This is a genomic window from Pseudonocardia halophobica, from assembly GCF_050948485.1.
GTDB classification, from domain to species: Bacteria; Actinomycetota; Actinomycetes; order Mycobacteriales; family Pseudonocardiaceae; genus Pseudonocardia; species Pseudonocardia halophobica.
On sequence record NZ_CP192046.1, the window covers coordinates 5,138,044 to 5,151,484 of the forward strand.

A 13,441-nucleotide genomic window follows, 5' to 3' on the forward strand; every position below is an offset into this window, starting at 1 on the left:
GTCGTTCAGGTGCGGGGTTTCCGGAGGGGTCAGCCGCCGAAGAAGATGTCCTTGGCGTGCTGGGTGTCGAGGTACTCGTGCACCTCGGCGATGCGCCCGTCGGGCGCGACGCGGAACAGGAAGTGACAGCGCGGCTCGTAGACCCGGCCGTCCTTCAGCTCCGCGTACGAGTCGGCCTCGACGGCCACCGAGTCGCCCTCGGCGACCATCGAGCGCGGGGTGATCCTCAGCGGGGCGACGTAGACGTCGGCGACTCCCCCGATGAGCTGCCCGAACCCGGCCTTGTCGTAGGAGCCGGACATGCCCTCGAGCTTCCCCGAGACCCACCAGATGACGTCGTCGGTGAGGGCGGCGAGGGTCTTCTCGGGGTTCCCCTCGGAGAAGATCTCCAGGAACCGGGTGACGGCGGCCTTGTTGTCCTCGGTGCTCGGCATCGTTGCCTCCTCGGATGAGCGGTTCGGATCAGACGAGGGTTCCGTCTGGGGCCTTGCTGGAGAAGCGGGGGGCGACCTCCTCGGCGAACCGGACCAGCTCGGCGTTCTGCCGCTCCGGCTCGAGGTGCCCCTGACCGAACATGAGGAAGCACTCGTCGAACCCGAGCCGCTCGTGGGCCTGCTCGATCTGCCGGGAGATGTCGTCCGGGGTCCCGATCAGGACGTTGGGGAACTGCTGGCCGTGTGGGATGAACCACTTGTCCCAGAACCAGCGGTGCTCGGCCTCGAGCTCCTGCGCCTCTTCCTTCGAGTCGGTCAGGATCAGGAATCCGCCCCAGGCGCCGACGTCCTCCCGCTTCACGTCCCGCCCCGCCTTCTTGGCGGTCTCGGTGTAGCGGTTCCACAGGGCGTCGCAGAAGTCGAGGTCGTTGGCGAACACGATCTGCTTGCCGCCCTCGCGGGCCCACATGTCCACCGTGCGCATGGAGTAGGCGAACGCGCCGTAGAGCTTGGGGTGCGGGTCGGTGTAGGGACGCGGCGCGATGCCGATCTCCCGGACGACGCCGTTCTCGTCCTGCCCGGCGCCGAACTCCGCGTAGCCGGGGTGCCCGGCCGAACCGCCTTCGGGCGGGTACTCCCAGTACTTGCCCTTGTGGGAGAACATGGAGTTCTCCCAGGCTTTCTTCACGATCTGGACGGACTCCTCGAAAATCTCGCGGTTGATCGCGTCCTGCTCGTTCTTGGCCTTGGCGTGGGTGACGTTGGTGGCCCCGATGCCCCGGACCGCGGCGTAGGCGTCGACCCAGCGGGCGTGGTAGCCGCGGGTGAACCCGACGATCAGCCGGCCCCGCAGCATGTGGTCCAGCGTCGCGATCTCCTCGGCGACCCGGACCGGATTGTGGGTCGGGAGGACGTAGCCGAGGATCCCCGCCTTGAGCCGCTGGGCGTGCAGGCCGACATAGGCGGCCAGGATGCCCGGGTGGTTCGTGATCTCGAACCCCTCGACCTGGAGGTGGTGCTCCGGCGAGCAGTAGGCGTCGTAGCCCAGTTCGTCGGCGAGCTTGATGTAGCCGACCATCTCCTCGAGGAACCGCTGGTAGAGGTCACCGCGCTGGCCGGCCATGCCGGCCTCGAGCTCGTGCCGGCGTCCGATCACGCCGGTCTGCATCAAACTGAATCTCACAAGAGCCGTCTCCTCGGTGGTCTTCTCCGGTGCAGGTGTCAGGCGACCTCGCCGGACGGCGTGCCCGGACGGCCGATCCGGACCGTCTCGCCCAGCAGGCCCTCGAGGGCCGCTCGGACCGGTGCCGGATTGTGCAGGTGCCGGATCGACCGGACACCCAGGTCGTCGAGGACCGCTGCCACCAGTGCGGGGTCCAGGGGGCCGCAGAGCGCCTCCAACCTGCCGATGCAGGCGCCCTGTTCGCGTAGCGCGCGGTGCGGGTCGGCACCGGAGCGCAGGTAGACGATCACTCCGCAGCGCGTCACCGCCACCTCGCGCATCGCAGCGTCGAGCCTGCGCGCACAGCCGCAGCGCAAGGACCCGAACACGTCGCCCGGCAGGCATTCGACGTGAACGTGCACGGGAACCTCGATCGCCGCGGCGACATCCCCTGCGACCAGCGCGAGGTGCTCACCACTGTCCGGGACACCGCGGTACCCCACGGCGCGGACCGTCCCGCTCATGGTCGGCAGGCGGGCCGCGGTGACCCGCTCGACCCGGGTCTCCCGGCGCCGGCGGTACGCCGCGAGGTCCTCGATAGTGATCATGACGAGGCCGTGCTCGGCGGCGAAGTCCAGCAGCTCGGGACGCCGCGCCATGCGACCCGGCTCCCGGGTGCTGACGATCTCGCAGAGCACGCCCGCGGGACGCAGCCCCGCGAGGCGGGCGAGGTCCACCGCGGCCTCGGTGTGCCCGGTCCGCTGGAGCACTCCACCCGGCCGGGCCGCAAGGGGCACGACATGCCCCGGCCGGACGACGTCGCGGGGTGTCGAAGCCCGCGAGGCGAGAACCCGAGCAGTGCGGGCCCGGTCGCGCGCCGAGATCCCGGTCGAGACCCCGTCCGCCGCGTCGACCGTGACCCGGTACGCGGTGCCGAAACCGTCGGCGTTGGTGTGGTGCAGGGGCGGCAGGTCCAGCCGCTCGCAGTCCTGCTCGGGCAGCGCGACGCACACGAATCCCGAAGTGTGGCGCACCACGAACGCCATGGTCGCGGTGTCGACCAGGTCCGCGGCGACGATCAGGTCGCCCTCGTTCTCCCGGTCCTCGCCGTCCACGACGACGACCGGGCGACCCGCGGAGATCTCGGCCAGGGCCTGCTCGATGGTGTCCATCTCACACCGCCACGAGCTGCCGGAACCGGCTGCCGTGGAACACCAGCGGTGCAGCGTCGGGCTCGGCGCGCATCCCGTGCACGGCCAGCAGCACCACAGCGTGGTCCCCCGCCGGGACCTCCGCGTACACGGAACAGTCCAGCCATGCGACGGCGCCGTGCATCAGCAGGCCCCGCTCCGGGGTCTCGGTCCACTCGAGGCCCGCGAAGCGGTCCCCGTTCCTGGCCGCGAGCTGCCCGGCGGCGCCGTGCTGGTCCTGGCCCAGCACGCTGATCCCCAACCGCGGAAGGTCACGCAGCCGTGGCCAGGTGGTCGAGGTGTTCTGCACGCACACCGACACCAGGGCCGGGTCCAACGACACGCACGTGAAGGAACTGGCGGCCATGCCCACGGGCACGCCGTCGTCCAACGCACAGACGGCGGTGACACCGCTGGGGAAACACCCGTAGACCTGCCGCAGCCGGGCGGGGTCCCCGGTCACCTTCTCGAGCTCGATCATGCGGCTCCTCCCCTTCGAGGTGATGCCTCGTCGCTCGACGACGGGACCGAAGCTATCTACACCGACGTAAACTGTCAACGCCCTCGTAACTCACGACCACGCGGCCAGGCCGTCAGCCCGGGATCAGCTGCCCGACGCCGATTGCACGTTTACATTGATGTAGATACGGTGGCTGCCGACCGCGCACAGGGAGGTGGCGGCCAGGAGGCGTCCGAGGACGCCCACGCATGCCCCTCCCGCACGAGATCCGGAGGGTCCCCTGTGACGACCACGCAGAAGTCCAGCGAAGCGCTCGTCGCCGAGCTGGTCGAGACCGAGAAGGTCCACCGCCTGCTGTTCGACTACGCATTCCACCTCGACATGAACCACCCCGACGAGATCGCGGCGCTGTTCACCGAGGACTGCTACGTGGCGTACGGGCCGAACTTCGGCGCCGAAGGGCGAGCCGCCTACCGGGAGACGCTCTCGGGTATCGGCAGCTTCTTCGCAGCCACCAGCCATCACGTCTCGAACATCGTCGTGGACTTCGGCGACGACTTGAGCACGGCCACGGTGCGTTCGGTGCTCTACGCCTGGCACAAGTACACGAAGGACCGCCCGGACGGCCACTTCTTCGGCCAGTACCACGACGAGCTGGTCAAGGTCGACGGCGAGTGGCGGTTCGCCCGTCGCGAGCTGCGCGCCTCCGGTGTCGTGAACTTCCACGTCAAGCAGCAGATCCCGATCGGCCGCGCGTGAGCCAGCTCGCGAGCGAACCCTCGGCTCAGCGCGACCTACCCACGTACCGCGACATCCGCGTCGAGCATGCGGGCCCGATCTCCTGGATCGTGCTCGCCCGGCCGGACAAGGCCAACGCCCTGTCCAACGCCATGCTCGACGAGTTCTCCGACGCGCTGGCCCGGCTGGCCGACGCCGGCGGGCCTGTCATCGGGATCCGCGGCGAGGGCAGGGGGTTCTGCGCCGGCTACGACGTCGACCAGGTCGGCAAGCCGAAGGCCGCCGACCCGGTCGCCGACCGGGAGCGCCTGGCCCGCAACGTCGCGCGCTACCTGGCGATCTGGGACCACCCGAAGCCGGTGATCGCGGCCGTGCACGGGTACTGCATCGCCGGCGCGACGCAACTGTGCGTGTTCTGCGACCTCACGATCGTCGCCGAGGACGCCCGCATCGGCGAACCCGCAGTTCCCCTCGGCGGCGGCTACATCGCCCCGCTGTGGGCCCCGCTGGTCGGGCCGAAGCGCGCCAAGGAGCTCGCCTTCCTGCCGGGCAACGCGATCGACGGCCGCACCGCCGTCGAGTGGGGCTGGGCCAACCAGGCGGTGCCCGCGGACCGCGTGCAGGCCACCGTCGAGGGACTGGCCGCGCGAATGGCGAAGATCCCGTCCGACGTCCTGCGCATCAAGAAGCTCTCGATCAACCGCACGATGGACGCCATGGGCGTGCGCACCGCCGCCGCCCAGGTGCCCGAGATGGACGCGCTGCTGCACCTGTCCCCGTCGGTGCTGCAGCTGCGCGACTGGATCGGCGAGGTCGGCCTCAAGGCGGCTATCGCCGAGTTCCGCACACCACCGGAGGAACGCACATGAGCATCGGGTTCATCAAGGACGGCCACGTCGCCCGGGTCACGCTCGACAACCCCAAGGCGCTCAACGCCATCTCCCCCGCCATGGACGACGCGTTGCTCGCCGCCTGGACCGAGATCGACGCGGACCCCGACATCTGGGTGGCCGTCCTCGACGCCACCCCCGGCAAGGCGTTCTGCGCGGGGGCGGACGTCTCCGGCGGCACCGACCGCGACGGGCGAATGGCCCTGGGCGGCGGCCTGACCGGCGTCGGCGGGCCCCGCTACGTCCTGCGCAAGCCGCTGATCGCCGCCGTGCACGGCTACGTCATCGGCGGCGGCTTCGAGCTGGCGATGTGCGCGGACGTCATCGTCGCGGCCGACGACGCCCAGTTCTTCATCCCCGAGGTCAAGGCCGGGATCATCGGCGAGTCCGGGATCCTGCACCGCGCCGTGCGCAGGCTGCCCCACCACGTCGCCATGGGCATGATCCTCACCGGCGACCGGCTCCCCGCCACCAAGGCCGAGCAGTACGGCCTGGTCAACGAGGTCGTCCCGGTCGACGAGCTCGCCGCCGCGGCGGACCGCTGGGCCGGGAAGATCATGGCCTGCGCCCCGCTGGCCGTCCAGGCTGCGAAGGACGCCGCGCTGCGGGGCCTCGACATGTCGTTGGAGCAGGCGCTCGGCACCCGCTACGAGCGCATCGAGGCCTACGCGGGTACGAAGGACCAGCTCGAAGGCCTCGCCGCGTTCGCCGAGAAGCGCAAGCCGGAGTGGACCGGACGGTGAGTCCGCGATGACCTCGGCCGGGCTGCGCCCCTCAGTCCTGGTGGCGCAGCCCGTCGAAGAAGATCGCCGAGAACGTCTCGACGGTCTGCTCGGCGGTGTATTTCCGGTCCCCCGGCTTGAACCAGCGGTGCGTCCAGTTCACCATTCCGAAAAGGGTGCGAACCACCAGAGGAACGGACAGGTCCGACCGGAACTCGCCATTCTTGATGCCCTCCGCGATGATGTCCGTGACGATTCCCTCGAAACGGCGAGTCTTACGGACCATCTCCTTCGCCCACGGCGTGGACTGGAAGGCGACCTTGCCCATGTCCTCCTGGATGTAGACGTAGACGTACGGGTAGTTCGCCTCGTACGAGGTGATCTGCAGCCTGATCAACATGCGGAGCTTCTCGTGCGCGCTGATCTCGAGCCCGGAGATCCGGACGGCCTCGGCGAGGTTCTCGTCGAGGACCTTCTTCGCCGTGGCCTGGAAGACCTCCTGGAAGATCTCGTCCTTGCCGGCGAAGTAGTAGTAGATCGCGGCGCGGTCGGTGCCGAAGCGGGCGGCGATGTCGTTGAGGGTGGCCGCCTCGAACCCCTTCTCCTTGAAGACGTCCCCGGCGATCTGCAGCAGCTCGTTGCGCTTGGCCTGGTAGGTGGCGCTGCCCTCGATCTGCGCGCTGCGCCTACGCTTCGACAACCCGCTGCCCGCCGCGGACTCCGGTGGACGCCGGGTGGGAGAAGCCATGCGGCGGACGATACCACTGCGTTTGCCGGAAATGTTCCCCGGCCGTCGCAGTAATGGAAGAATGCCCACAATTCGTTCAGCCGTACGACGGCCCGTGATCGTTCAGGAGGACCCCATGAGAGCGTCGGCCGACCGCCCCGCGCGGTGGACGGAGGTATCCCCCATCGCCGACCTGCTCGTCCGCGCCGCCACCGAACACCCCGACCGGGCCGCTCTTGTGTTCCCGACCGCGCGGGTCAGCTACGCCGACCTGCTGGCCGGGGCGCGCCGCGTCGCCCGTGGCCTGCTCGGTCTCGGGGTCCGGCCCGGCGAGCACGTCGCGCTGCTGGCCCCCAACGGGGTCGAGTACGTCGAGGCGTTCTTCGGGGTGAGCCTGATCGGCGCGGTGGTCGTGCCGCTCAACGCCCGCCACCGGGCCGCGGAGCTCGGCCACGTGATCGACGACGGGGACGTCGTCGTGCTGCTGACCACGGCGGCCGAGGGCCAACACAGCGACCTCGCGGGGGCCCTGCGCGAGGGGTTGCCGTCGCTGACCGACGCCGCGGACCCCACCGCCCTCGACCTTCCTGAGGCACCCCGGTTGCGCGCCGCCGCGCTGCTCGCCGGCGAGTCCAGCCCCGGCTTCCTCCCCCGGTCGCGGTTCGACGCCCTCGCCGACGGCGTTGATCCCGCGCAGGTCGACGTGCTGCGCGCCCGGGTCCGGCTCCGGGATGTCGGCGCCATCATGTACACCTCCGGCACCACGGCCAACCCCAAGGGCTGCGTGCTCACCCACGAGGCCATGACCCGCGGCCCCGTCGAACGGGCGCGCCACCGCTTCGGCACCGGCGACCACGACGTGACCTGGTCCCCCGGCCCGCTGTTCCACATCGGCACCCTCTCCCCGTTCCTCGGGGTCATCGGGTCCGCCGGCACCTTCGTCACCGACGTCCACTTCGACCCCACGCGCGCGCTCGAGCTGCTCGTCCGCGAGCGGGTGACGGTCGCGTTCCCCTGGTTCCCCGCACTCGTCCAGCCGCTGCTCGACCACCCGGAGTTCGACCCGGCGGCACTGTCGGCACTGCGCTCGCTGCTCCTGATCGGCCCCAGCGTGCTGCTCGAGCGCGTGCAGACCCTGTTGCCCGGTTGCGAGCTCGTGGCCGCCTGCGGGATGACCGAGGCTGCCGGAATCTACGCGGTCAGCGATCGGGAGGACGACGTCGACCTGAGGTCCCGCGCCCAGGGCAAGGCCTGCCCCGGCATGGAGATCCGGATCATCGACGTGGAGTCCGGGACCGACGTCGGACCGGGGGTGATCGGCGAGATCCTGCTGCGCGGCTACTCGGTGATGGAGGGGTACTACCGCGCCCCGGAGAAGACCGCCGAGGCGCTCGACGCGGACGGCTGGCTGCACACCGGTGACCTATACAGCTTCACCCCCGAGGGCCAGGTCGCCTTCCACGGCAGGCTCAAGGACATGCTCAAGGTCGGCGGGGAGAACGTCGCCGCCGTCGAGATCGAGTCTTTCCTCGCGCGTCACCCCGCTGTGGAGTGGGTGGAGGTGGTGGGTCGCCCGGACGCCCGGTTCGACGAGGTCCCGGTGGCGTTCGTCGAGGTCAAGGCCGGGCACACCGTCACCGAGGCCGAGCTCCTGGAGTTCTGCACGGGCCGCATCGCCCGCTACAAGGTGCCCCGGGCCGTCCACTTCCTGACCGCGGACGAGTGGCCCCGATCCGCCACGAAGATCAACAAGAACGAGCTGCGGGCCCGCGTCGCCGCGCCGACGGCACCACTCGCCGAGGTGGGAAGCACCTCGTGACCACACGACTGCGCCGCACACTCGTCACCGTCGTCGAGGTACGGAAGGCCGCCGAGACGCTCCTGGAACCCGTTCCCGACGGACCCGATCTTGACGGCCTCTCCGCCGCGCTGATCCGACTCGCTGTCCATGCCTCGGTCTGCACCCTCGATCCGGCCGGCATCGACGACGCCACCTGCCGGGCGCTTGACGCGGGCGCGACGCCCGAGCAGGTCCAGGAGACCCTCGTCTTGGTGTCCGCCCTCGGCGTCCACACCCTGATGGAAGGGACCCGGCGTCTCTCGGCGATCCTGCGCGAGCGCGGGACGCCGGCCGCGCCGGTCGACGAGGAGCGGGCCGGGCTGCGGTCCCGCTTGCAGGGCGACGACTCCTACTGGGGGGACTTCGACCGCGAGATCCCGGGATTCCTGGACGCCCTGCTCGAGCACTCCCCCGACGCCTACCAGGCGTTCTTCGCCTACTGCGCCCTGCCCTGGCGGAGCGGCACCGTCCGCGGGCGGCTCAAGGAGCTGATCGCGATGGCCTGCGACGCCACGCCGACCCACCGGTACCTGCCCGGTGTCCGACTGCACCTGACCAACGCCGTCCGCCTCGGTGCGGGACGCGTCGCGGTGCGCCGGGCGCTCGACATCGCCGCCGCGGCCCCGTCCCATCCAGGAGTGCCTGCGGCGGAGTGAGACGGCCGGGTGCGGGCAGGCTGCCCGCACCCGGTCCCGCTCACTTGACCAGGAAGCCGGCGTCGACCGGCAGCTGGACACCGGTCACGTAGCGCCCGGCGTCCGATGCCAGATACACGATGGCGTTGCTGATATCGACCGGGTCGACGGCGTCGACCGGCAGCGAGTTCAGCACCAGCTTCGCGAAGCCGGAGTTCTCCGCCATGTAGCGCTCGACCACCGCGTTCTCCACCATCGGGGTGTGCACGCCGGTCGGGTGCACGGTGTTCACCCGGATGCTGTGCGGCGCGAGGTCCACTGCGAAGTTGCGCATCAGGCCGACGACGCCGTGCTTGGCCGCGGTGTAGGCGTCCATCGCCAGGCTGCGGTTCGCCGCCGACTTCGACGCCGCCGTGGAGGCGGTCAGCACGATCGCCCCGCCGTTGCCCGCCTCGATCATGATCGGCGCCGCCACATCGACGGTGTTCCACACCCCGGTCAGGTTGACGTCGATGGTGTCCTGCCAGAACTGCCGCCGCTCGACCGGATCGGTCGGCTCGTCGAGCGTCAGCGCGTACACGCCGGCGTTGCCGCAGACGATGTCGAGCCGGCCCAGCTCGGCCACACCCGCGTTCACCGCCTCGCGCAGCGCCACTCCGTCCCGGACGTCCGCCACACTCGCGACGATCCGCCGGTCCAACGCCTCGACGAGCCGGACGGTCTCGTCGAGGTCCTCCTTGGTCGCCATCGGGATCTCCACGGACGGGATCTGCGCGCAGATGTCGATCGCGATGACGTCCGCGCCCTCCTCGGCCAGCCGGACGGCGTGGCTGCGTCCCTGGCCCCGCGCCGCCCCGGTGACCAGCGCGACCTTGCCTTCGAGCACTCCCACGGATTCCTCCTCCTCGATGAGGTAATACCTCTGGGACGCTATCAACGTTGATGTAAACCATCAACGCTATCGTAAACGTGGCGAGCCGGGCTGGTCCGAGGTCGACCGCACCCAGCCCGCTCCGTTGAGCGACGCACTCGCGGTCGGTGTCGACGCGTCCCGGGCCGGGACCGCCGCGCACTTCCGCGGCACCGGAGAACTGCTCATACGCTGGCTGGGTTCGCTGGACTTCTGGAGGGCCGGACATGCCGAAGGCGCCCCGGGACCCGGGGCGCCCGGCGGGCTGAGCAGGTGCGTCAGAGGTCGAGGACGAGACGGGCCGACCGGGAGCGGGAACAGCACGGCATCATGACCTCGCCGGAGGCCTGCTCCTCGGCGCTGAGGTAGGAGTCGCGGTGGTCCGGCTCTCCCTCCAGGACGAAGGTCTCGCAGGTCCCACAGGTGCCTTCCCGGCACGAGGTGGGGATGTTCACCCCTGCTGCCTCGATCGCTTCGGCCAGGGTCTGGTCGGCTGCGACGGTCAGGGTGATGCCCGAGGCGTCGAGCTCGACCTCGAAGGAGATGTTCGCCCCCTCGAGCGCGCCCTCCTTGGGCCGGAACCGCTCCAGGTGCAGTGATCCTGCAGGCCAGCTCGCGCAGTGCTGTTCGACCGCGTCGAGCAGCACGCCAGGTCCGCAACAGTAGATCGCGGTGTCCGCGGCGGGGGTGCCCAGGATCGTGGCGAGGTCGAGGAGCCCGTGCGTGTCCTGCGGCCACAACGTCACCCGCTCGCCGAAGGCTGCGAGCTCCCCGCGGAACGCCATCGTGGACTCGTGGCGCCCGCCGTAGAACAGCCGCCACGGCGTCCCGGCATCCTCACAGGCCGCGATCATCGGCAGGATGGGGGTGATCCCGATGCCGCCCGCGATGAAGAGGTACTCGCTCGCGTCGACCAGGGCGAAGTTGTTCCGTGGACCGCGGCACACGACCTGATCGCCGACGGCGAGCCGCTCGTGGACGTGAGCCGAGCCGCCACGGCTCTCGGGCTCACGCAGGACGCCCAGCCGCCAGTAGGACAGGTCGGTCGGGTCCCCGCACAGCGAGTACTGCCGCTCCAGGCCCGGGCCGAGGACGAGGTCGACGTGCGCGCCGGGCTCCCAGGCCGGCATCTTCTCCCCCACCGCGGGCTCCAGGCGCAGCGAGACGATCCCGTCCGCCTCGGCCTCGATCGCCGTGACGACCGCGGTCAGGTCCTCCCTCACGGCCCGAGCACCTTCGCGGCCACGGCCTTGGTCGCCTCGGCGTCGCCGGTGAGCACCTGCACAGGATTGACGACCATTATCTGGGTGATCTGGTCCTATCGCTATGTCGCCGGCCGGGCAGGACCCGCTGGGCAAGCAGCGCTACTGGCCGATCTTCGAGGCCTGCGAGCACTACGACATCCCGCTGGGCTTTCACGTGCCGGGCATGGGCCGCCAGCCCACCGGTGCCGGTCGGAACGGCCGTGGTAGTAGCCGGCGTAGGCGCCGCGCAGATCCAAGGCCTGCTCGACCGGTCCGGCGGCTTCGACACCTACCTGTTCCAGGGCATCGACTTCGCCAACTGGAAGGACACCCTGCGCAGCTACGAGCTGTTCGCTGAAGAGGTCATCCCCCGCTTCGACGGCTCCATTGATCCGGTACTCCGCTCCTACGAGCACGTGCTCTCGGAGAAGGACTCGAGCCGCGCCGCCACCGCGGCAGCCCGGGTCGTCGCACGCGAGCAGTGGGAGCGCGAGCGCGAAGCCGCCGCCGGGGACGCGTAAGCCTGGATGCACTGATCAACTGGGGTCGGTGCGAAGATGCGCGCTGCACGCGAGTTCGCGCCGCCAGGCGAGGCGCCTCCGCCCCGGCTCGGCCCGGACCGCGGCCCGGCCCCCCGGAATTGATCCGGGTCGGGCTGGCCGTACGGCCATCGGGCGCCACCCGCCGGCTCGGATCTACTTCGCAGTCATCAAGGCGCGGGCCCGACTGCACCTGGGTGAGTTCGTTGGCCGTGTGGACGCCCTCGTCGCCCGCCTCGACGCCAGCAGCCTCGCCCTCAGCACTCCGCTCACCGTGAACCCTGTGGGACGATCCTCAGACGAGGTTTGACCGGACAGGCGTCCGACCTGATCGACTAGTGCAGCGTCGCCATCCGTAGCCACCGTTCGAACGCCCATTTGCGCAAGCCACAGGCAGGGGCGCCGCTTCCGAAGTCCTACCCCACCTCGACGAGGCCCCCGACCAGCAGATCTGGCATGACACCAGGAACTCGGGGGTGGCTGAGTAACCTGCCCGCTCGGGAGGGGCGAGAACTGGGAGAGCGGCATGGGACTGGGCCTGGAGCGCGCCGGCCGGTCGGGCGGCCAGCTGCTGGTCGGCGGATCCAGGCGCGCAGAGGCCCTGGACGCGGCGGCGGACCGCTACCTCGAGCAGCAGCGGGTCGCGACCACCCGGGTCGCGAGCACCCGGGTCGCGAGCACCCGGGAGGGCCTACGCCCGGGACTGGGCGGCGTGGGAGGACTACACCCGCTGGGCGCACATCCCGCTGCTGTCCGGTGGGCGCGGGGCGCTGGTCGGGTTCGTGCTGGCGAGGGTCGAGCCCGTCATGCCGCGCTCGGCAGCTCTCCCACGAAGGCCAGAACGGATCGCACGAGCTGCTCTGGCTGGTCGAACGGCAGACCGTGCCCGGCATCGCTGACCTGGTCGACACGCAAGAGTGGATTGACCTCGCCCAGCTCGGTAGCCACGTCGAGGGTGACGACGGGCTTGTCGCCTATGACAAGCAGCGTCGGTACATCGAGGGCGCTGACCAGCTCCCGGTAGGGCGGGTTGGGTGGCCGCAGGATGTCGAAGGCTGCCAAGCTGGTGCCCAGCCGAGCCTCTATCTGCAGTTCGACGATCTCCGGTGGACGACGCGCGTGCCGCGCCAGCGCATCCGCCAGGAGCGCATTCTTCCCCACATTGAGGGCGTGGCGATGTTCAGCGGCGACATCGCTCTCATACACCTCGCGTTGCCGCTCGCGGCTCAGGAAGGTGGGGTCGACGAGTACGAGTCCGCGCAGGAGGTGGCCGATCCGGGTCGCGGCCAGCGCTGCCGTCATGCCGCCCATCGAGTGACCGATGAGGACCAGATTAGACAGGCCCAGCTCCTGGATCAGCCCGGCCACGTCGGCCGCGAGATCCGGGTAGCGATAGCCGGAGTCCGGAGCACTCGAGCCGCCGTGTCCACGGGCATCCGGCATGATCACGTCGAACTCGGCCTCAAGCAGGCGAGCCACCGGCGTCCAACCCGCGCCGTTGCCCATCAGCCCGTGGAGAAGCACAGCGGGAGGCTTGGCCCCACCAGTCCGGAGGTAGGAGATCGTCGTGCCGTTCACGTCGGCGTTGAGCGCCCGCCAAGACTGCACCACGGGATGTTAGCCGAGCGCCCCTCCGCGGGCCGCGAACTGGAACCGGCTTAAGCAAGAGCGACTGCCTCAATGCGGCAACGTAGGACGACGCTCGGGCTGCAGAGACAGCCGATCCGACCCACGTGGGGGACGCGACTTTCTGCTCCTTTGAGATGCCCGCGTGTGTGCTAGAGCTGCGGAAATGAGCGCAGCTCACCCCGGACATCCGCGCCTCTCCCTGGCCAGAGCCCGCGCCCTGCGCTGCGACACGCCCGGTCCGATGGCGTGTCGTGGCACAACTCCACCTCGCGCCCGGCACACACTGGAGCGCGACCGAAGGAGTTGGTGTCACAGCTGGTG

At 70.2% G+C, this 13,441-nt stretch carries 14 protein-coding genes; 6 read left to right on the top strand and 8 right to left on the bottom strand.

Annotated features, from left to right (window positions below; genetic code table 11):
* Window positions 1-29 precede the first annotated feature (29 nt).
* From ACQP04_RS24370 to ACQP04_RS24385, 4 genes are read right to left on the bottom strand one after another with little or no spacing between them, the layout of a single operon-like run.
* On the bottom strand, window positions 30-434 hold the full coding sequence (locus tag ACQP04_RS24370) for a nuclear transport factor 2 family protein (protein WP_433502884.1): 405 nt from the start codon (window positions 432-434) through the stop codon (window positions 30-32).
* Between the two features lie 28 nt (window positions 435-462).
* Window positions 463-1,617: an LLM class flavin-dependent oxidoreductase gene (locus tag ACQP04_RS24375; RefSeq protein ID WP_233303428.1), complete on the bottom strand. Its 1,155-nt coding sequence runs from the start codon at window positions 1,615-1,617 to the stop codon at window positions 463-465.
* 38 nt (window positions 1,618-1,655) lie between these two features.
* Window positions 1,656-2,768: a 3,4-dihydroxy-2-butanone-4-phosphate synthase gene (gene ribB / locus ACQP04_RS24380; protein WP_433502885.1), complete on the bottom strand. Its 1,113-nt coding sequence runs from the start codon at window positions 2,766-2,768 to the stop codon at window positions 1,656-1,658.
* Between the two features lies 1 nt (window position 2,769).
* Window positions 2,770-3,267, bottom strand: coding sequence for a flavin reductase family protein (locus ACQP04_RS24385; protein WP_433502886.1), 498 nt, complete (start codon window positions 3,265-3,267; stop codon window positions 2,770-2,772).
* Between the two features lie 261 nt (window positions 3,268-3,528).
* On the opposite strand from ACQP04_RS24385, the gene ACQP04_RS24390 reads away from it, so the two are divergent.
* From ACQP04_RS24390 to ACQP04_RS24400, 3 genes are read left to right on the top strand one after another with little or no spacing between them, the layout of a single operon-like run.
* Window positions 3,529-4,005, top strand: coding sequence for a nuclear transport factor 2 family protein (locus ACQP04_RS24390; RefSeq protein ID WP_433502887.1), 477 nt, complete (start codon window positions 3,529-3,531; stop codon window positions 4,003-4,005).
* A complete protein-coding gene (locus ACQP04_RS24395; RefSeq protein ID WP_433502888.1) occupies window positions 4,002-4,853 on the top strand; it encodes an enoyl-CoA hydratase-related protein in 852 nt (283 codons plus the stop codon). Before ACQP04_RS24390 ends, ACQP04_RS24395 begins: the two co-directional genes overlap by 4 nt.
* Window positions 4,850-5,617, top strand: a complete 768-nt coding sequence (locus ACQP04_RS24400; RefSeq protein ID WP_433502889.1) for an enoyl-CoA hydratase-related protein — start codon at window positions 4,850-4,852, stop codon at window positions 5,615-5,617. The genes ACQP04_RS24395 and ACQP04_RS24400 overlap by 4 nt, the downstream gene beginning before the upstream one ends.
* Before the next feature lie 31 nt (window positions 5,618-5,648).
* Here the strand turns inward: ACQP04_RS24400 and ACQP04_RS24405 are convergent, their stop codons facing one another.
* Window positions 5,649-6,344, bottom strand: coding sequence for a TetR/AcrR family transcriptional regulator (locus ACQP04_RS24405; protein WP_433502890.1), 696 nt, complete (start codon window positions 6,342-6,344; stop codon window positions 5,649-5,651).
* 115 nt (window positions 6,345-6,459) lie between these two features.
* Between ACQP04_RS24405 and ACQP04_RS24410 the strand changes: the two genes are divergently transcribed.
* Window positions 6,460-8,142 carry a class I adenylate-forming enzyme family protein gene (locus ACQP04_RS24410; protein WP_433502891.1) on the top strand — a complete coding sequence of 561 codons (1,683 nt, stop codon included), beginning with the start codon at window positions 6,460-6,462 and terminating at the stop codon, window positions 8,140-8,142.
* The gene (locus ACQP04_RS24415) at window positions 8,139-8,819 is read left to right on the top strand and encodes a carboxymuconolactone decarboxylase family protein (protein WP_433502892.1); all 681 of its coding nucleotides are present in this window, start codon (window positions 8,139-8,141) and stop codon (window positions 8,817-8,819) included. Before ACQP04_RS24410 ends, ACQP04_RS24415 begins: the two co-directional genes overlap by 4 nt.
* A 40-nt stretch (window positions 8,820-8,859) precedes the next feature.
* On the opposite strand, the gene ACQP04_RS24420 is transcribed toward ACQP04_RS24415, so the two are convergent.
* Together ACQP04_RS24420 and ACQP04_RS24425 are read right to left on the bottom strand one after the other, a co-directional pair.
* Complete coding sequence (locus ACQP04_RS24420) at window positions 8,860-9,690, bottom strand: mycofactocin-coupled SDR family oxidoreductase (protein ID WP_433502893.1); 831 nt, start codon at window positions 9,688-9,690, stop codon at window positions 8,860-8,862.
* 296 nt (window positions 9,691-9,986) lie between these two features.
* Window positions 9,987-10,931 (bottom strand): PDR/VanB family oxidoreductase, encoded by a 945-nt coding sequence (locus ACQP04_RS24425; RefSeq protein ID WP_433502894.1) that lies wholly within the window; start codon window positions 10,929-10,931, stop codon window positions 9,987-9,989.
* 242 nt (window positions 10,932-11,173) lie between these two features.
* On the opposite strand from ACQP04_RS24425, the gene ACQP04_RS24430 reads away from it, so the two are divergent.
* On the top strand, window positions 11,174-11,473 hold the full coding sequence (locus ACQP04_RS24430) for a hypothetical protein (protein ID WP_433502895.1): 300 nt from the start codon (window positions 11,174-11,176) through the stop codon (window positions 11,471-11,473).
* Window positions 11,474-12,295: 822 nt separating this feature from the next.
* On the opposite strand, the gene ACQP04_RS24435 is transcribed toward ACQP04_RS24430, so the two are convergent.
* Window positions 12,296-13,099 (bottom strand): alpha/beta fold hydrolase, encoded by an 804-nt coding sequence (locus tag ACQP04_RS24435; protein ID WP_433502896.1) that lies wholly within the window; start codon window positions 13,097-13,099, stop codon window positions 12,296-12,298.
* Window positions 13,100-13,441 lie beyond the last annotated feature (342 nt).